Annotated in this window: 19 protein-coding genes and 1 tRNA gene; 8 read left to right on the top strand and 12 right to left on the bottom strand. The window is 71.3% G+C overall.

Annotated features, from left to right (window positions below):
- Positions 1-26: 26 nt before the first annotated feature.
- On the bottom strand, positions 27-506 hold the full coding sequence (locus ACQP1N_RS00575) for a SigE family RNA polymerase sigma factor (protein ID WP_067794689.1): 480 nt from the start codon (positions 504-506) through the stop codon (positions 27-29).
- A gap of 262 nt (positions 507-768) precedes the next feature.
- Here ACQP1N_RS00575 and ACQP1N_RS00570 point away from each other — a divergent pair, with 262 nt between their 5' ends.
- Together ACQP1N_RS00570 and ACQP1N_RS00565 are read left to right on the top strand one after the other, a co-directional pair.
- Positions 769-1713 (top strand): hypothetical protein, encoded by a 945-nt coding sequence (locus tag ACQP1N_RS00570; RefSeq protein WP_433228498.1) that lies wholly within the window; start codon positions 769-771, stop codon positions 1711-1713.
- Positions 1707-2516, top strand: a complete 810-nt coding sequence (locus ACQP1N_RS00565) for a MauE/DoxX family redox-associated membrane protein (protein ID WP_067794693.1) — start codon at positions 1707-1709, stop codon at positions 2514-2516. The genes ACQP1N_RS00570 and ACQP1N_RS00565 overlap by 7 nt, the downstream gene beginning before the upstream one ends.
- A gap of 123 nt (positions 2517-2639) precedes the next feature.
- Here the strand turns inward: ACQP1N_RS00565 and ACQP1N_RS00560 are convergent, their stop codons facing one another.
- Positions 2640-3833 (bottom strand): ATP-binding protein, encoded by a 1194-nt coding sequence (locus ACQP1N_RS00560; protein WP_067794696.1) that lies wholly within the window; start codon positions 3831-3833, stop codon positions 2640-2642.
- 351 nt (positions 3834-4184) lie between these two features.
- A complete protein-coding gene (locus ACQP1N_RS00555) occupies positions 4185-5192 on the bottom strand; it encodes a pirin family protein (RefSeq protein WP_067794699.1) in 1008 nt (335 codons plus the stop codon).
- A 166-nt stretch (positions 5193-5358) separates the two neighbouring features.
- Here ACQP1N_RS00555 and ACQP1N_RS00550 point away from each other — a divergent pair, with 166 nt between their 5' ends.
- Entirely contained in the window at positions 5359-5820 is a 462-nt protein-coding gene (locus tag ACQP1N_RS00550) for a MarR family winged helix-turn-helix transcriptional regulator (protein WP_067794702.1), read from the top strand.
- Here the strand turns inward: ACQP1N_RS00550 and ACQP1N_RS00545 are convergent, their stop codons facing one another.
- Complete coding sequence (locus ACQP1N_RS00545) at positions 5821-6240, bottom strand: hypothetical protein (protein WP_067794705.1); 420 nt, start codon at positions 6238-6240, stop codon at positions 5821-5823. It lies immediately after the preceding gene.
- Between the two features lie 163 nt (positions 6241-6403).
- Between ACQP1N_RS00545 and ACQP1N_RS00540 the strand changes: the two genes are divergently transcribed.
- Positions 6404-7147 (top strand): M15 family metallopeptidase, encoded by a 744-nt coding sequence (locus ACQP1N_RS00540; protein ID WP_131732287.1) that lies wholly within the window; start codon positions 6404-6406, stop codon positions 7145-7147.
- A gap of 3 nt (positions 7148-7150) precedes the next feature.
- Here the strand turns inward: ACQP1N_RS00540 and ACQP1N_RS00535 are convergent, their stop codons facing one another.
- The 4 genes from ACQP1N_RS00535 to ACQP1N_RS00520 all read right to left on the bottom strand — a co-directional run bounded on the left by ACQP1N_RS00535 (position 7151) and on the right by ACQP1N_RS00520 (position 10009).
- Positions 7151-7318 (bottom strand): hypothetical protein, encoded by a 168-nt coding sequence (locus tag ACQP1N_RS00535; RefSeq protein ID WP_165488295.1) that lies wholly within the window; start codon positions 7316-7318, stop codon positions 7151-7153.
- Between the two features lie 119 nt (positions 7319-7437).
- Positions 7438-7526 (bottom strand) — tRNA-Ser (locus tag ACQP1N_RS00530).
- Positions 7527-7601: 75 nt separating this feature from the next.
- Positions 7602-7985, bottom strand: coding sequence for a signal peptidase I (locus ACQP1N_RS00525; protein ID WP_067802893.1), 384 nt, complete (start codon positions 7983-7985; stop codon positions 7602-7604).
- Between the two features lie 38 nt (positions 7986-8023).
- Entirely contained in the window at positions 8024-10009 is a 1986-nt protein-coding gene (locus ACQP1N_RS00520; RefSeq protein WP_433228497.1) for an AAA family ATPase, read from the bottom strand.
- A 171-nt stretch (positions 10010-10180) separates the two neighbouring features.
- On the opposite strand from ACQP1N_RS00520, the gene ACQP1N_RS00515 reads away from it, so the two are divergent.
- Positions 10181-11137 carry an NAD(P)H-quinone oxidoreductase gene (locus ACQP1N_RS00515; RefSeq protein ID WP_067802889.1) on the top strand — a complete coding sequence of 319 codons (957 nt, stop codon included), beginning with the start codon at positions 10181-10183 and terminating at the stop codon, positions 11135-11137.
- Between the two features lie 13 nt (positions 11138-11150).
- Positions 11151-11702, top strand: a complete 552-nt coding sequence (locus ACQP1N_RS00510; protein ID WP_067802885.1) for a bacterial proteasome activator family protein — start codon at positions 11151-11153, stop codon at positions 11700-11702.
- A 46-nt stretch (positions 11703-11748) separates the two neighbouring features.
- On the opposite strand, the gene ACQP1N_RS00505 is transcribed toward ACQP1N_RS00510, so the two are convergent.
- The 3 genes from ACQP1N_RS00505 to ACQP1N_RS00495 all read right to left on the bottom strand — a co-directional run bounded on the left by ACQP1N_RS00505 (position 11749) and on the right by ACQP1N_RS00495 (position 14727).
- The gene (locus ACQP1N_RS00505; RefSeq protein WP_067802881.1) at positions 11749-12552 is read right to left on the bottom strand and encodes an HAD family hydrolase; all 804 of its coding nucleotides are present in this window, start codon (positions 12550-12552) and stop codon (positions 11749-11751) included.
- A 62-nt stretch (positions 12553-12614) separates the two neighbouring features.
- Positions 12615-13874, bottom strand: coding sequence for a serine--tRNA ligase (gene serS, locus ACQP1N_RS00500; protein ID WP_067802878.1), 1260 nt, complete (start codon positions 13872-13874; stop codon positions 12615-12617).
- Between the two features lie 52 nt (positions 13875-13926).
- The gene (locus ACQP1N_RS00495; RefSeq protein ID WP_067802874.1) at positions 13927-14727 is read right to left on the bottom strand and encodes a class I SAM-dependent methyltransferase; all 801 of its coding nucleotides are present in this window, start codon (positions 14725-14727) and stop codon (positions 13927-13929) included.
- A 71-nt stretch (positions 14728-14798) separates the two neighbouring features.
- On the opposite strand from ACQP1N_RS00495, the gene ACQP1N_RS00490 reads away from it, so the two are divergent.
- Both ACQP1N_RS00490 and ACQP1N_RS00485 read left to right on the top strand, forming a co-directional pair.
- On the top strand, positions 14799-15887 hold the full coding sequence (locus ACQP1N_RS00490) for a helix-turn-helix domain-containing protein (protein WP_433228496.1): 1089 nt from the start codon (positions 14799-14801) through the stop codon (positions 15885-15887).
- A gap of 15 nt (positions 15888-15902) precedes the next feature.
- On the top strand, positions 15903-16439 hold the full coding sequence (locus ACQP1N_RS00485) for a hypothetical protein (RefSeq protein ID WP_433228495.1): 537 nt from the start codon (positions 15903-15905) through the stop codon (positions 16437-16439).
- Positions 16440-16454: 15 nt separating this feature from the next.
- Here ACQP1N_RS00485 and pheA read toward each other — a convergent pair whose 3' ends face one another.
- Positions 16455-17393, bottom strand: a complete 939-nt coding sequence (gene pheA / locus ACQP1N_RS00480; protein ID WP_433228494.1) for a prephenate dehydratase — start codon at positions 17391-17393, stop codon at positions 16455-16457.
- Between the last annotated feature and the right edge of the window lie 108 nt (positions 17394-17501).

Here is a 17501-nt window from a genome sequence, read left to right as displayed (position 1 = left end):
TTGTCCCAGGGTGACGAGCCCCCGAACTAGTACAGCTCGCGGAGGCGGGCCATGGCCCGCGAGACGGTGGATTTCACGGTGCCCACGCTGACGCCCAGGACTTCGGCCACCTCACGTTCGGACATGTCCTCGTAGTAGCGGAGCATGACGGCGAGGCGCTGGCGTTCCGGGAGGCGGTCGAGGGCGCGGCCGAGGGCGTCGTGCATCTCGCTGCGGTCGGCGTGGTCCTCGACGGGACGGTCGGGGAGCCGATCGGTGGGGTAGACGTCGAGTTTACGGCGGCGCCACCAGGAGATCTGGGTATTGACCATGGCGCGGCGGACGTAGCCGTCGACGGAGGAGCGGTCCTCGATGCGGTCCCAGGCAAGGTAGGTCTTGGCAAGAGCGGCCTGGAGAAGGTCCTCGGCCTCGGCACGGTCACTGGTCAGCCGGGTGGCGGCACGCAGCAGCACGGGCCTGCGTTCCGCCACGTACGCGCGGAACTCCTCATGCCGAGTCGCGTTCACATCATCACCGGACCAGGGGTCGGGGAGCCGCCGTCCGGCCGCTCCCGGGTATGGTCGACGATCGCAGAAGGATCGTAATTACGGTCCTTCAAAAACTACATATCCGGGTCAACCAGTTCATAATCCTCTGCCGAGGTGGATGAGACATCCACCGCGTGTCGACTTATCGCGACAAAACCGTCGACAGCCAAGGTCAAGGACGTGACTCTTAACGCAGCGTCTCCATGCCAACCGCCAGAGTGATCGATGTCGAGGTGCCGCGATGCCGTCCACACACTGTGACCTGCGCCGCCACCGTCGCGCGGCCGTGTTCGGGGCGGGGTCCGGGGCCGGTTTCGCGGGGGCGGGCCGCCCGCTGCGGGTGGTGAGCGGGGTCGTCCTGGACGCCAGTCCGCACCTGCTGATGCTGAACGCGGGCGGTACGGAGATCCGCCTCGCGATGAGCGGGGCCACGAAGGTCTGGCACGGCGGGCGCGGGAACCTCGCCGCGCTCCGGCCGGGCCGGCCGGTGATCGCCCGGCCCGGGAAGGACGGCCCCTCCGTCGAGCGGGTCTGGGTCGGCATCGAACGTGTCGCCGGCACGATTCTGGCGTGCGGGAAGAACGCCGTGGAGGTGGACATGGGCCCCCACCGCGGGCGCGCCCACGTGGTGATCCCCCCGGACGTCCTGCAGCGGGTGCTGGTCCGGCATCCGCGCATGGAGCCCGGATACCTGATCGACGTGATCTGCGTCGGCTCCCCGGACGGGCCGCGGGCGGTGCGCCCCGGCACGTCCCAGCCCGGCTACCGGGCCGATGACCTCGCCGCGCCGGAGGTGACCGCACCCGTGCCCGGGGTGCTGCACGGGACGGCGACCTGGTTCGGGGACGCCGGCGGTGAGGCGCCGGCCGGGGCGGCCTACCCCGCGGTCGACTCCGAGGGGGCCGCCGGGGGATGCGCGGACGCCCCGTCCGGCTGCGTGCCGTTCCCGTACCTGTCGGTGGGAAGCGAGGTCACCGTGCACAACGAGTGCGGCGGGCGCGCCGCGACCGTGCCGGTGGTCGAGTGCGGCTGCACGGCGGCCCGGTTCTGCGACCGGTGCGTGGACTGCGCCGCGTCCCCGCGCGGGCGGATCGTCGAGCTGACCCCCGCCGTGTTCGCGGGGCTCGGCGGCGATCTGGAGGCCGGCTGCTTCAACGCGGCCGTCCGGGTGGAGGGGCCATGGTGACGGCGTTCCAGAACACCCAGGTGCTGCTGCTCGCGGCGGTGCTGCTGGCCGCGTGCCTGGCGAAACTGACGGTCCGCGAGCAGGCGGCGGGCGCGCCCGACCACGTGCACGGCGTGCCGGTGCCCGCCGGGCTCGCGCGGCTGACGGCGCTGCGCCGCAACCGGGGGATGACGGTCGGGCTCGGGCTCGGCGAGGGCGTCCTCGGGCTGGCGCTGCTGGTGACCTCGCATCTGTCGGTGCGGCTCGCGACGACGATGGCGTTCGCGGCGGCGGCGTGGGTGGTCGGTGAGCTGCGGGTCCGCCGGCCGGACGCCGGTTGCGGCTGTTTCGGCGGCCTCAGCGCCAAGCGGGTCGGCCGGCGCAGCGTGCTGCGGGCCGTGCTGTTCACGGGCGCGGGGGTGGCCTCGCTCGGCGCGCCGCTCACGGGCGTGGACGTGCTGCGGGACGTGCAGGTCCAGGTCGGGCTCGTCTTCACGGTGGAACTGGCGCTGTTCGCGGCGCTGTCCCCGGAGCTGTCGGAACTGCTGGAGCGGTGCAGAGCGTCCGCCGACCCCCCGTGCGAGCGGCGGCGCAGCCCCATCGCGGAAACGTACGCGACACTCCACCGCAGCGCGGCCTGGGCCGAGCACGAGAACCTCATCGCGAGCGCCGTCCCGCTGGACGTGTGGCGGGAGGGCTGCTGGCGGTTCGTGGTCTACCCCGCCCGGGTGGACGGACGGGACGCGGAGATCGTGTTCGCGGTGTCGACCGCCGCGCACGACCGGCCCGTCCGGGCGGCGGTCGTCGTCTCTGCGCCCGTCTAGCCCTTTCTACGACCATCTACACCGAACGCTAGATAGCCGAATATTCACCGGACGGCACGGCTCGATGCAGCTTTCTACCGCCCTCTAGCATCGACGCTAGAGAACCCGATAGAGCCGGATCGGTCAGGAGGGTTGCGAGCGGAGGAACCTGCCGAAGTGCGGGACGGTGAACGCGACCATGCCGCGTTCGGCGCTGTAGATGAGGCCCTTCTTGATGAGCCCGTCGCGGGCGGGCGACAGGCTGGACGGCTTGCGGCCCAGCTCGTCCGCGACCGACGCCGTGGGCACCGGATCGTCGCCGAGCACGGCCATGGCGCGCATGTAGTCGCGCTCGGCGGGGGTGGCGCGCTCGTAACGGCTGCCGAAGAAGCCGACCGCGAGTTCGCTCTCCGCCTCCGGGGCGGCGACCCTGATGTCGTCGACGGTGATCGGGGTGTCGGGGGCGACGTCCCAGACGACCTTGGCGTACGCCTGGACGAAGTAGGGGTAGCCGTCGGCCGCGCCGTACAGCGCGTCGAGGGCCTCCTCGGTGAACGTGACGTCCTCCCGCTCGGCCGGCGCCAGCAGCGCGAAGTCGGTCGCCTCCCGATCGAGCCGGTCGATGCGGGCGTACCGGAAGAGCCGCTCGGAGTACGACTTGCCGGCGGACAGGACGGCCGGCAGATGCGGCAGCCCCGCCCCCACCACGATCAGCGGCCCGCCCACCTGCGACAGCTCGTGGCACGCGGCGCACAGCGCCGACACGTCGTCGGCCGGGATGTCCTGCATCTCGTCCACGAACAGGGCGATGCCGGCCCCGACGTCCGTGGCCACGGAAGCCGCGTCCACGAACAACTCGGTGAGGTCGATCTCCAGATCACCGGAATCCGCACGCCCCCGCGCGGCGGGCACGTCGATACCGGGCTGCCAGCGGTGCGCCCGCGCCCTGCCCTTCCCGGACGGCTCCGGCCCCGACTGCGCGAACGCCTTCAGCACGCCGAGGAACTCCTCGATGCGGTCGGGCGCGCGGTGCCGGGGCGCCAGCTCCCGGACGGCCCGGTGCAGCGCCGAGGCGATCGGCCGCCGGATCGACTGGTCGGGCCGGGCCTCGATCTTCCCCGTCCCCCACAGCCGCTGGATCGCCATCGACCGGAACGCGTTGAGCAGCACGGTCTTGCCCACCCCGCGCAGCCCGGTCACGATCATGCTGCGCTCGGGACGGCCGCGCGCCACGCGTTCGAGCACCACCTCGAACTGCTTGAGCTCACGGTCGCGGCCGGCCAGCTCTGGGGGGCGCTGCCCGGCGCCGGGGGCATAGGGGTTGCGCACGGGGTCCACGCTTGCGGACTCTATGAGGCGATATAGCTGCGGCCGTAGATTTGCGTAGAAATCGGCATGGCGTGTCGCGTGCTCCCGCCGCCGCCCGCAGCGCGCCGGGGCCTCCGGCCCCCTCGTGGCCACCGTCGCCACCATGTCGCCTCCCCGGGCGAGCGCGTTCGAACAACCCGTCGAACCTCTGTTCGACTATTCGAACACACTAGCGCACCCCCGGCCTCCCGTCACCCGGAACCGCACATCCCCGCCCGACGATGCGGAGGGGCCGCAGCCCCCGACGACGAAACCCCGGCGCGGCGCGCGGGACGGACCCCCGGACATGCCTCGGTCCGGGGGTCCCCTTCACGTCGGTCGTCAGAGTTGTTCGTCGGCTTCGGTGTGGTGGGGGACCTGTTCGGCCGGGACGGTGCCCATGCGTCCGGCCTGGAAGTCCTCGAATGCCTGGAGGATCTCGTCGCGGGTGTTCATGACGAACGGGCCGTAGCGGGCGATCGGCTCGCGGATCGGCAGGCCGCCGAGGATCAGGATCTCCCAGCCGTTCGCGCTGGCGAGAGGCTGGGTGTCGGCGGCGCGGACGACCAGGCCGTCTCCCGTGCCCCTGTGGTGGGAGCCCGCGAAGACCGCCAGTTGCCCCTCGTCCAGCCCGATCTCTTCCACGCCGGCCGTCCCGCGGCCGGAGAGGACGTAGACCATCGCGTTGAAGTCGCGCGGCCAGGGCAGCGTGAGCCGGGCGCCGGGCGCGACCGTCGCGTGCAGGTAGTTGATCGGCGTGTAGGTGACGCCGGGACCGTCGTATCCGGCGACCGACCCCGCGATGACGCGGACGAGGGACGAGCCGTCGTCGGCGGCGAGCAGCTTGACGTCGCGGGCCCCGATGTCCTGGTAGCGCGGCGGAACCCACTTCTGGGCGCGCGGCAGGTTGACCCAGAGCTGGACGCCGTGGAAGAGGCCGCCCTTGGCGACCAGTTCGGGCGGCGGCTGCTCGATGTGCTGGATGCCGGACGCGGCCGTCATCCACTGGGTGGCGCCGTCGGAGATGAGGCCACCGCCGCCGGTCGTGTCCCGGTGCTGGAACGCTCCGTCGATGATGTAGGTGACGGTCTCGAATCCCCGGTGCGGGTGCCACGGGGTTCCCTTGGCCTCGCCCGGTGCGTACTCGACCGCTCCCATGTGGTCGAGGAGCAGGAACGGGTCGGCGAGGGACAGGTCGATGCCCGGGAACGGGCGCCTGACCTGGAATCCCTCGCCTTCGAGGTGACGCTTGGCGGTCACGACCCTGGCGACGCGGCGCCAGTCGGTGTCGGCCTCCGGCAGCAGCGGAAGGCGGGGCAGGGTCAGCGGGTCGGCCATCACGGCAGGCATGGGTTCCCTCCTCGTTCGGGTGCCCGTCCCGGCCGGGCGGTGCACTGCACACAAGAACATAGTTGATGCTTCAACTATTTCCGCGGACGGAGCCGTCGGCGGGTCCTGCTAGCGTGAAGGTAGCCGAGACTAGTTGAATCTTCAACATATGTTCTATACTTCCGATATGAGCGAACCTCGCTGGCTCGACGCCGCCCAGCAGCGCGATTGGCGGGCATACGTGGACGGCAGCGTCCGGCTCACCGAGATCATGGACCGCGACCTCAAGGCCAAGCACGGCCTGTCGGCGGCGGAGTACGAGATCCTCGTCCGGCTGTCCGAGGCGCCCGAGCGGCGGCTGCGGATGGCGGAACTCGCCGAGAACGCCAGCCAGTCGCGTAGCCGCCTGTCGCACACCTGCGCCCGCCTGGAGTCCAAGGGCCTGGTGAAGCGGGACAACTGCCCCAACGACAAGCGCGGCGTCTACGCCCACCTCACCGACGAGGGGTTCGACGCACTCGACCGCGCGGCCCGCGACCACGTCGAGACCGTGCGGACGTTCTTCATCGACATCATCGCGCCCGAGGACCTCGAAGCGATCGGCCGCGCCTTCACCCTCATCCTGAAGCGGATCGGCTCGGTGAACTGACTACAGCGGAGCGGTCACCCCGGTCAGGAACCCGACGGACACCAGCGTCAGGAACCCCCACGCCAGCATCATGCCGACGCCGAACATCCGCCACCGGCCGCCGACCTTCCAGATGAGCAGGCCACCGAGCCCGAACGCCAGCAGCAGAAGCGTGACGAACTGCGGCATCAGGCTCGGGCGGCGGCTCATCATCAGCGGCGCCCACATCATCACCGCGTCCACGAACACGAACAGGCCGATGCCCGCCGCCAGCGCCTTCACGTCCCGGCCGAGGAACGCCCGTGCGCGCTCGACAAGGACCTGCGCCTTGTCCGCCGGCAGCAGCGGCTGCGCCGCCCCCTGCTCGACCTCCACATTGTGCGCCACTGCGAAGATCTCGTCTTCGAGGCTTGGGAGGTCGCTCTCCTGAGCTTTCGACATCCCCGCTCCCTGGGACCGGACGACGCCGGGCGACATGCCCGGCGATTGAACGAGATCCACGGCCCGTCCGTCCCGGCCCCTTTCCGGCGGGCGCGCCTTCAAACGCACGGTAGCGAATCACCGGTGCGGCGCGTAGCCCTCCTGGCCTGCGTATGCTGCAAAGATGCCAGGTAGAGGCCCGATTTCCACCGCGACTTTGCTCGCCGTCCTGCTGACGGTGCCGATCGCCGCGTCCGGATGTGGCCGCGGCTCGAACGACTCGGGCGAGTCGTCGCCGCCCGCGACGCCGCCCACCGCGTCCGGCACGGCCGTGTCGCCGTCGGCGTCCCCGACCGAGCGGGGCTTCCAGGCCAAGATCAAGAAGGTGACCGCCGGCGACCTCAGGTCGTCCTGGCGGAAGGGCTGCCCCGTGGCGCCGTCCGGGCTGCGGATGATCGAGATGACCTACTGGGGCATGGACGACGAACCGCACACGGGCGGGCGGCTCGTCGTCAACGCCAAGGCGGCCGAGGACCTCGTCTCCGTCTTCAAGAAGCTGTACGCCATGCGCTACCCGATCGAGCGCATGGAGCCGGTCGACAAGTACGGCGGCAGCGACTTCGACTCGATCGAGGCGAACAACACCTCCGCGTTCAACTGCCGCAACGCAACCGGCTCCAGCTCGTTCTCCCAGCACGCGTACGGCCTCGCCATCGACATCAACCCCTGCCAGAACCCCTACGTCTACGCCGACGGGCACATCGCCCACAAGAAATGCACGAAGTACAAGAACCGCGGACGCAAAGACCCGGGCGTGATCCACGCCGGCGACAAGGTGGTGAAGGCGTTCGCCTCGATCGGCTGGGGCTGGGGCGGCACCTGGAGCGGCGCCAAGGACTACCAGCACTTCTCCAGCTCAAGCGGGTGAGTGCTAGCTGAGCATCATGATCCCGACGGCGAGGACCGCGACGATCGCGACGACGGCGAGGACGCCGACGATCAGGCCCATGTTCGGGCCGGACTTCTGCGGCTGCGCCTGGCTCGCGAAGTTCTGGAACTGGTGAGTCGTGCCCGCCGGATCATTCGGTGTCTGCGACATGCGGAAGAGGGTAACGGATGCCTTCTGCCCAGGTCGGCCCCTTCGCGACGTTCCGGGGGCCCAAGGATCGCTCCCCTGGCCGGCATCGTGAGGGGTGAGCACCCTCCTCAACCCCGCAGCGGAGAGTGTGGGATTCGAACCCACGAGGACTGTCCCCAGCCCTGGGCGCTTTCAAGGCGCCTGCACTAGTCCACTATGCGAACTCTCCCGGCGGCCGGTCGCACATCGGCCATCGTCCACGATAGCGGTCATGGCCCGCTGCCTTCGACCGCGTATCCGGAGTTCAGCCGCCCTGCGGTTCCTCCGGGACGCGGTAGCCGGGGATGGACGGCCAGCGGACCGTCATGACGACCGACTCCTCCTCGGCCTCCCACGAGTGGTCGACGCCGCGTCCCCACACCACATAGTCGCCCTGTTCGGCGAGGACGACGTCGCGCCCCGGGAACTCCAGCCGGAACCGGCCGCTGATCAGCACGAGCAGGGCGGTGCGCTGCTCACCGTCCGTCCACCGGGCACGGCGCTCTCCCCTGGCGTGGACGCCCCACTTGATCTCCACCGCGCCGCTGTGCCGCAGGTCGCCGGGCGGCTTGAAATGCCCGAGCAGCCACCCCCGGTCACCGGCCGCGTCCGGGCCCGCCTTCCCCACGTACAGGCCATCGCCGTCCATCACGGAACGCAACGCTAGCGTCCCGGCCCGGCGGAGCGTCAGGACGGCTGGGCGGGGCGCTGGAAGGCGAAGCCGTCGCCGACGACGGCGGCCAGGGTGAGGTACGCCTCGCGCGTGGCGGGGGCGAGCTGCTCCAGCTCGACCTCGGCGCCCTCCTCCAGGTGGTCGTCATAGGGGATGCGGACGACGGCCCGGCAGCGGCTCTCGAAGTGCGCCTGGAGCTTGTCGAGGTCGACCTGGCTGCGGGTCCGGTTGCGGACCATCGACAGGACGACGACGCCGTTGCGGACGAGGTGCCCGTGGTCGTGGGCCTCCAGCCAGTCCAGGGTGGCGCTCGCGGACCGGGCGCCGTCCACCGACGGGGAGCTGACCAGGACGAGCTGGTCGGCGAGGCTCAGCACCCCCGCCATCGCCGAGTGCAGCAGCCCGGTGCCGCAGTCGGTGATGCAGACCGAGTAGTACTGCTCCAGGACGACGGCGACGGCGGCGTAGTCCTCGGCGCTGAACGCCTCGCTGACCGCCGGGTCGCGGTCGGACGCGAGGATCTCCAGCCGGGCCTCGTTCTGCGAGGTGAACGCGCGCACGTCCGCGTAGCGGTGGATGCGGTCGCGGCCGTTCAGCAGGTCCCGGACGGTCGCGGCCGTCTCCAGCCTCACCTTGTCCGACAGCGTCCCGCGGTCGGGGTTGGCGTCCACCGCGATGACGCGGTCGCCGCGCAGCGACCCCAGCATCGAGCCGAGCCCGGTCGTGGTGGTCGTCTTTCCCACGCCGCCCTTCAGCGACATGACCGCGACCCGGTGGTGCCCGCCGGCCACGGCCGTCCGCGCCCGGGCGATCAGGTCCTTGCGGCGCAGTTCGCCCTGCGACTCGCCTGGGTGGACGTTGCCCGCGGTCGCCTTGTAGACGGCGCGCCGCCACCCCGAGGACGGCGCGATGCGGCGCTCCCCCAGGAGGTTCTCGGAGCTGAGGCTGTCGGCGTCCTGCGGCTGCTGCGGCGGAGCGACGTGGCCCGGCGGGATCATCTGCCCCTGCGGCCCGGCCGGGGGGTATCCGTACCCCTGGTAGGGCTGCCCCGTGTTCGGGTCGATGGGCACGTACGGCCGGCCGGTGCTGGGATCGACCTGCTGGTACGGCTGGCCGCCCGGGTCGGGGTTCTGCGGGAACCCGTGGTGGGCGTTGGGGTCGGCCGGCGGGAACGCCTGGGCGTTGGGGTCGGGTGCGTACGGTTGGCCCGTGCCAGGACCCGTGCCGGGACCCGTGCCGGGGTCGGCCGGCGGGAACTGCTGCGCGCCCGCGTTCGGGTCGGCGGGCGGGGGCTGCTGGACGGCGCCGTTCGCGTCCGGTGCGTACGGCCCGCCGGTGCTCGGGTCGGCGGGCGGGAATTCCTGGGCGCCCACGGTGGGGTCCGCCGGCGGGAACTGCGGGGCGCCGGGCGCGGGCGGCCGGCCGGTGTTCGGGTCGATCGGGGCGTAGGGCTGCCCGGACGCGTCCGCGTCCTGCGGGGAGGGCTGCCCGGTCGCCGGGTCGATCGGCTGGTACTGCGGGGGCGGGCCGTCCTGCCGCGGGTACTGGCCCGACGGGTACGGCGGAAGCTGATCGAGCGGCGGCGCGGCGTTCCCGTTGGACTCGTACGGCGGCTGCGGCTGCGGCTGGGCGTACGGCGGCTGCGGAACCTGGGACGGGTCGTAGGGCGGGTAGTACGGCGGCGGGAGCATGCCCGCGTCGAACGGCTGCGGCCCCGGGGGGCCCTCGTAGGGCGGGGGCTGCGGCGGGCCGAAGTTCTCCGGGGGCCCCTGGAACGCGGGTGGCGCGGCGAGCCAGGGATTGGCGTTCGGGTCGGCCTGCGGCTCCGGGGCGCCCTGGTAGGGCGGGGGCTGCGGCGGCGCGTTCTCCTGCTCGGCGGGCGCGGGCCGGGGCGCCGTTTCGCCCTCGGGGGACGGGGGGCCCGCCGTGTCGCCGCTCATCGCGTCCAGAGAGGCCAGGCGCTCCTCCAGAGAGCGCCCGTCGTGCTCGTTCCTCGCCACCGTTCTTCCCCCTAGGGCACGCCTCTGATGATCAACACGGTGCAGGTGGGCAAACCGATCCCCACGCAGGATACCCATCAGTCAATAGCACGCATCCCGCGCGTAGATCGACGTTGGGGCGGGATCGCGGGGGCCGGGCCGGGACACCGAACGCCCGGTAGCGTGATCGGTATGCATGCGATCGTGATCCGTGAGCCGGGCGGCGCCGACGTCCTGGAGTGGACGCGGGTCCCCGACCCGGAACCGAAGCCGGACGAGGTGCTGATCGAGGTGGCGGCGAGCGCGGTCAACCGCGCGGACGTCATGCAGCGGATGGGCTTCTACCCGCCGCCCGCGGACGCTCCCCCGTACCCGGGTCTTGAGGTGTCCGGACGGATCACGCGCCTGGGAACGGACGTGTCGGGCCTGAACGCCGGCGACGAGGTGTGCGCGCTGCTCGCCGGGGGAGGGTACGCCGAACGGGTCGCGGCGCCCGCCGCGCAGGTGCTCCCGGTGCCGCGCGGGGTGGACGTCGTGGAAGCGGCCGGACTCCCGGAGGTCGCGTGCACGGTGTGGTCGAACGTGTTCATGCTGGCCGGGCTGCGCGCGGGCGAGACCCTCCTCGCGCACGGCGGCGGCAGCGGCATCGGGACGTTCGCGATCCAGCTCGCCAAGGCGCGCGGCGCGCGGGTGGTGACGACCGTGGGCGGCCCGGAGAAGGCGGCGCGCTGCCGGGAACTCGGCGCCGACGTCGCCGTTGACTATCGCAAGGAGGACTTCGTCGACAGCGGACCCTACGACGTGATACTCGACCTGATCGGTGCGAAGTACCTGGCCCGCAACGTGGCGGCGCTCGCCACCGGCGGACGGCTGATGGTGATCGGCCTCCAGGGCGGCGCGAAGGCGGAGCTGGACCTCGGCAAGCTGCTGCGCAAGCGGGCACTGGTGCACGCGACGGCGCTGCGGTCCCGTCCGGCCGAGGAGAAGGCGGAGATCGTGGCCGGGGTCCGGGAGCACGTGTGGCCGCTGCTGGAGTCCGGGGAGGTCCGGCCGGTCATCGATCGGCGTTTCCCCATGTCGGAGGCGTCACGCGCGCACGAGCTGCTCGAAGAAAGCGGTCACGTCGGCAAGATCTTGTTGACCGTGTGAGGATGTGGAGTTTATGAGCGAGCCTTTGAAGAAGCAGCCGGAGCAGGAACCGCAGGTGCTCGTGGTCGGCCCGAACGGCATCACCATCGAAAGCGGTGGCGAGGGCGAGTCCGAGGGCAAGTCGGTGACCGAGATGGTCGAGCAGCCGGCGAAGGTCATGCGGATCGGCGGCATGATCCGCCAGCTCCTGGAGGAGGTCAAGGCCGCCCCGCTGGACGAGGCGAGCCGGGCCCGGCTGCGGGAGATCCACAAGTCGTCCATCAAGGAGCTGGAGGACGGCCTGGCGCCCGAGCTGGTGGCGGAGCTGGAGCGGCTTTCGCTGCCGTTCGCCGAGGGCACGGTGCCGAGCGAAGCGGAGCTTCGGATCGCCCAGGCGCAGCTCGTCGGCTGGCTGGAGGGCCTGTTCCACGGCATCCAGACGACGCTGTTCGCGCAGCAGATGGCGGCGCGGGCGCAGCTTGAGCAGATGCGGCGCGCCCTGCCCGCCGGGATGATGCCGCCCGGCGCCGAGGAGGAGCAGCAGCCGCCGAAGCACGGGCCGCGCTCGTCCGGGCCCTACCTGTAGGACGGATGCACCGGCCGCACCGCCGGGCTCCGGGGTGCGGCCGCCGTCACGGGTAGAGGCGCTCCAGGACCTCCGCCACACCGTCGTCGTCGTTGCGGGACGTCTTGTGCGTCACGGCGGCCAGCACCATCGGGTGCGCGTTCGCGACCCCGTACGAGGTGCCCGCCCAGGTGAGCATCGGCAGGTCGTTCGGCATGTCGCCGAACGCGGTCACGTCGCCGGCCCCGAACCCGTGCTCGGTGCAGAGGGCCGCGAGAGCACTCGCCTTGGTGACGCCGAGCGCGCTCATCTCCAGCAGGCCCCGCCCGGACGAGTGCGTCACGGTCACGAGATGCCCCACCGCCCGCGCGGCCTTCTCCGACAGCGTGTCGGGGTCGGCGTCCGGGTGGAACGCGAGCAGCTTGGTGCCGGGGCGGCTGACCAGTTCGTCGGCGTCCACGGGACGGCCGCCGAGCGCCTTCGCGTCCCAGCGGCCGAGGTCGTAGCTCGCCTCGAACACGAACCCGCTCGGGTGCTCCACCGCGAACCGCAGCTCCGGCGACAGGTCACGGAGCCGCTCCACCGCCTCCGAGATCGCCTCGGCATGGATTTCCCGCGCGTGCAGGACGGTCTCGGTGTGCAGGTCGTACACCACGGCGCCGTTGGCGCAGATCGCGACGCCGTGATGGTCGACGGCCGTGGCGACCTCCGCCATCCAGCGCGGCGGCCGGCCGGTGACCATGACGAGCATCGCCCCGGCCCGCTCGACCCGGGCCAGGGCCTCCACGGTGCGGGCGGAGATCGTCCCATCGGAGCGCACGATCGTTCCGTCGAGGTCGGTGGCGATCACGCGCGGCGAAGACTGGCTCATGTCACCTTCCTGGGCCGATGTCACAAACCCTAAGCGACGCCGGGCGGGCCGCCACCCCAGGGTCAGCGCTTGACCGGCTCCAGGACGTCCTGGCCGAGGAACTTCGCCAGCGCCTCCGGGACGCGCACCGACCCGTCCGCCCGCTGGTGGTTCTCCAGGATCGCCACCATCCAGCGGGTCGTCGCGAGCGTGCCGTTCAGCGTCGCGACCGGCTGGTTCCTGCCGTCGGCGTCCCGGTACCGGACCGCGAGCCGGCGCGCCTGGAACTCGGTGCAGTTGGACGTCGAGGTGACCTCGCGGTAGGTGTTCTGCGTCGGCACCCACGCCTCGCAGTCGTACTTGCGGGCCGCGCTGGAGCCGAGGTCGCCCGCCGCCACGTCGATCACCCGGTACGGGATCTCGACCTTGGCGAGCATCTCCTTCTCCCACTCCAGCAGCCGCAGGTGCTCGGCGTGCGAGTCGGCCGGGTCGCAGTAGGAGAACATCTCCACCTTGTCGAACTGGTGGACCCGGATGATGCCGCGCGTGTCCTTGCCGTAGGAGCCGGCCTCGCGGCGGAAGCACGACGACCACGCCACGTACCGCCGCGGCAGCTCGTCGATGATCTCGTTCATGTGGTACGCGGCGAGCGGCACCTCGGACGTCCCCACCAGGTACAGGTCGTCCTCCGGGAGCCGGTACACCTCCGCCGCGTGCGCGCCGAGGAACCCGGTGCCCTCCATCGCCTCCGGCTTCACCAGCACCGGCGGGTACATCGGGACGAACCCGGCGGCGACGGCCTGCTCCATGGCGAGGTTCAGCAGCGCGTACTGGAGCCGCGCACCCACGCCCGTCAGGTAGTAGAACCGCGCGCCGGACACCTTCGCGCCGCGTTCCATGTCGATGGCGCCGAGGCTCTCGCCCAGCTCCAGATGGTCCTTCGGCGCGAAGTCGAACACGGCCGGCTCGCCGACGTGCTCCAGGACGACGAAGTCCTGCTCGCCACCGGGCGGGGCGCCGTCCTCGATGAGGTTCGGGACGCCCTTCGTGACCGCGTCGAGTTCCTCGCCGAGCCGGTCGGCCTCCGCCTCCCGCTCCTTGACCTGCTGCGCCAGCTCCTTCGCGCGGGCCAGCAGCGCGTCGCGCTCCTCGCCCTTCGCCTTGGACACCGACTTGCCGAAACTCTTCTGCTCCGCCCGCAACCGCTCGAACGACGTCAGCGCCGAGCGGCGCCTTTCGTCCAGGTCGAGCAGCCGGTCGACGACGCCGTCATCCTCACCGCGGGCGCGCTGCGAGGCGCGCAGCCGCTCGGGATCCTCTCGAAGAGCTCGCAGGTCGATCACAGAACCGAGGCTACCGGTCCGGCCCCGCGTCCGCGCACGAGTAACGCCGGTTCTACCGGGCGCCGCTCGCCAGCAGCGCGTGCGCGGGCAGCACGACCCTGCCGTCCGCGCCCGCGTGCGCGGAGACGACCGTGTCGTACTCGGCCTTGATCCGGGCGACGGTCTTCTCGTCCTGCCGTCCCACGATCACGCCGTTCGTGCCCACCCCGGACAGCGCGACCGCCTCCCACCACTCCTCGGGATCGACGACGTGCTCCCAGGTCACCTCCTCGACCGCCACATCGCCGAGCCCGGCCTCCGCCACCAGCCGCCGGAACTCCGCGGCCTCGCCGTACCGGGTGAACGGCGACTCGGGGATGTCGTCCGGCCACGCCACACCGGCCCGCTCGACCGCCTCCCGGACGACCCCGAGCGCCCCGCTGCCCGGCATCACCCAGCAGGTCAGCGCCAGCCGCCCGGCCGGCCGCAGCACCCGCCGCAGCGCACCGATCGCCACGCCCGGATCGCCGACGTGGTTGATGACGAAGTTGCCGGCGACGGCGTCGAACGTCCCGTCCGCGAACGGCACCTCCGGCAGGACGGCGACCCGCACGTCCAGCCCTGGAACGTTCCGGCTCGCCGTCTCGGCCATGCTCGCCTCGGCGTCCATCGCCGACACCGCGGCGCCGCGGCGGGCCGCCTCCAGCGCCACGAAGCCGGGGCCCGTGCCGACGTCGAGGAACCGCGTTCCGTCCGTCACGCCGGCCGCGTCCAGCAGCGGGCCGACCAGGTAACGGGTGAGCCGGGCGAACCCCCGCTCGTACGCGGGGGCGCGCCCGGCCCACAGGTCCCGCTCGTAAAGATCGAAGTCCATCGCCACGCAAGCAGCCTACGTCCTCGCACATCAGGACTTGCCACCCGAAGCACGTGTGCGAAAATCGCACCATGGGGAGTGTCGACAGCTGGAGCGAAGTCGGCGGCCGGGTGCGAGAAGCCAGGCTCGCGCATGGTCTGTCGCAGACCGAGCTTGCGCGCAAGCTGGGCTTGGACCGCACCGCGGTCGTGCGCATCGAGTCCGGCCAGCGGCAAGTATCGGCCATGGAGCTTTTCAAGCTGTCGGATGTGTTGGGCGTCCCCCCAACCCACTTCGTCACGCGGCCCCCCGCTGCCGTGATCTCGCAGCGGCAAACCCTGGCTGAGGGCGCCGACGCCGCATCCAGGACGCGGTTCCGACTCGACGCCGCCTTGGAGGCTCATGCCCGTGACACCGGTTGGTTGGTCGAGCACGGCCTGCTGGCCAAGGCCGCACCGGCCTCCGCTCCCAAGGTCAGAAACAAGAAGGAAGCCCGGCGGCTGGCTTCAGAGATCCGGGATCGGGCGGGACTGAGTAGCGACCCCATCAGCGGCATGGCCGAGTTGGCCGAACGCTTCGGCTTGTACATTCTTGTCCTCGACCAAGACGTCGAAGGAGCCTCGCTTCTGCTCGACGGCTATGGCGTGGCCGTGCTCGGCGGTCGGCGGGAACCGGGCCGACGCCGCTTCACCGCCGCTCACGAACTCGGCCATCACCTACTCCAGGACGAGTACCACACAGATATCGGTGTCGCTGCCAGCGCTCAGGAGCGCGAGGCGGTCATCGACGCGTTCGCCGCGGAGTTGCTCTTGCCGTCGAGCGCGCTGGAGCGCCTGTCCGGGCGAGGAGATCTGCGGGAGGAGCTGATCCGGCTGGCAGGAACGTACCGAGTCTCATGGTCCGTCATCGTGAGCGGTGCGGAAAGAGCCGAGCTGATCCCCGACGAGCAACTCCCACGGTTGCGCGCGGAGACCCCCGTCAAAGGTGAGTTCCTGGCGGTGCTCGGCGAGGAGCCCAAGGCCGACCTGGAGGTCGGGCACACGGGGCCCGCGTGGCGCCGTGCGGTGCTGGCCGCATGGGAACGATCTCTCATCACCGCCGCCAGGACGGTGGAACTGCTCAGGCAAGAGATCACCGAAGACGAACTCCCGCCACGGTCGTCACAACGCGACGCCGAGTGACAGGACGAACCTTTCGTGGCGAGTGACAAGATTCAAGTCTGGGACGCGTCAGCGCTCCACGCGGCGGCTACGGCCGATCGTCTCGACGTTCTCGGCGACATGGCATGTTGTGCCGCGCTCGGCTCACCTCGCAATGTCACGACTGCGGCAGTCGTCGAGGAACTGCAGCAATACGGGCTCACCATCGTCGGGCAAGACTGGCTGACGGTCGAGCACGTCGATGGCTTAGATGAGATCCTGGCCGTCGCGAAATGGGTCGGCATCGTCGGCGCCACAAGTCTCCACAACCGCGGAGAGGCCACCGTGTGCGCATGGGCGGAGGTGCATGGAGGTATCGCAATCATCGATGATCGGGGCGCGCGCTGTGCCGCTCGGACGAACGGCCTGGCGGCGCACGGTTCTCTGTGGTTGATCGCTAACGCTGTGCGGGAGGGCTGGATCACAGAGGCCGCTGCCACCGGTTTCACCGACACGCTTCTGGACGGCGGAGCTCGTTACCCCTTTAAACGTGGCGGATTCCTCTGCTGGACACGGCAGCAGCGGTTGTTGTGAGGCCGACTAGAGGGGTCAGGGGCGGCCGGTGCGGATGGTGTCGAGCCAGGCGGCGGCTTCGGTGAAGTCGGTGTCGCGGGTGCCGCGGCGGATCTCGGGACGGACCCGGTCGGCGCGGGCGTAGGAGCCGACGAAGCGGACGTCGGCGCAGACGCGGCGCAGCCCCATCAGGGCCTCGCCGACGCGGGCGTCGGAGACGTGGCCCTCGAAGTCCATCCAGAACAGGTAGGAGCCGAGACCGGCGCCCGTGGGGCGGGACTGGATCAGCGTCAGGTTGATGCCGCGCACGGAGAACTCGGTGAGGATCTCCAGCAGGGCACCCGGGTGGTCCTCGCCGATGAACGCGACGACGGTCGTCTTGTCCATGCCGGTGGGGGCGGGCGGCGTGCAGGGACGGTGCAGGACGACGAAGCGGGTGACGGCGTCGGCGACGTCGTGGATGTCCTCCGCGAGCACCGACAGGCCGTAGCGGGGGGCGGCGAACGAACCGGCGAGCGCGGCGTCGTAGTGGCCGTCGGCGACGTGCTGGGCGGCCTCGGCGTTGGACGTGGCGGCGCGCCATTCGGCGGCCGGGACGTTGTCGAGCAGCCAGCGGCGGCACTGCGGCTGCGCGATCGGGTGGGACGCGACCGTCTTGATGTCGTCCAGCGCCGTCCCGGGCCGGACGAGCAGCGCGAACGAGACGGGCAGGTGGATCTCGCCGACGACCTGCAGGGGTTCGCCGGTGGCCAGCTCGTCCAGCGTGGTCGGGACGGAACCCTCCACGGAGTTCTCCAGCGCGACGACGGCGGTGTCCGCCTCCCCGGTGCGCAGCGCTTCGAGAACGGCCGGGACGGTCGAGTACGGGATGTGCTCGGCGCCCGCGGCGCCCGGCAGGGTGAGCAGCGCCGCCTCGGTGAACGTGCCCCGCGGACCCAGGTAGGCGTAGCGCGCTGGCCTGCTGTCTGCGGTCACGGGTCCCCCCGGGGGCGTGCGGTGTCGTGGAAGGTGCCTCGAACACGAGGTGGGAAAGCAGTTTACTTCCCGGCGGGTAAAGGACGTCCGTCCGCGGCGGGACGGTGG

It is taken from the genome of Actinomadura formosensis (genome assembly GCF_050948385.1).
Classification (GTDB): domain Bacteria; phylum Actinomycetota; class Actinomycetes; order Streptosporangiales; family Streptosporangiaceae; genus Spirillospora; species Spirillospora formosensis.
Note: the sequence above shows the minus strand (reverse complement) of the source record. Positions and strands in the feature narration are given on the sequence as shown.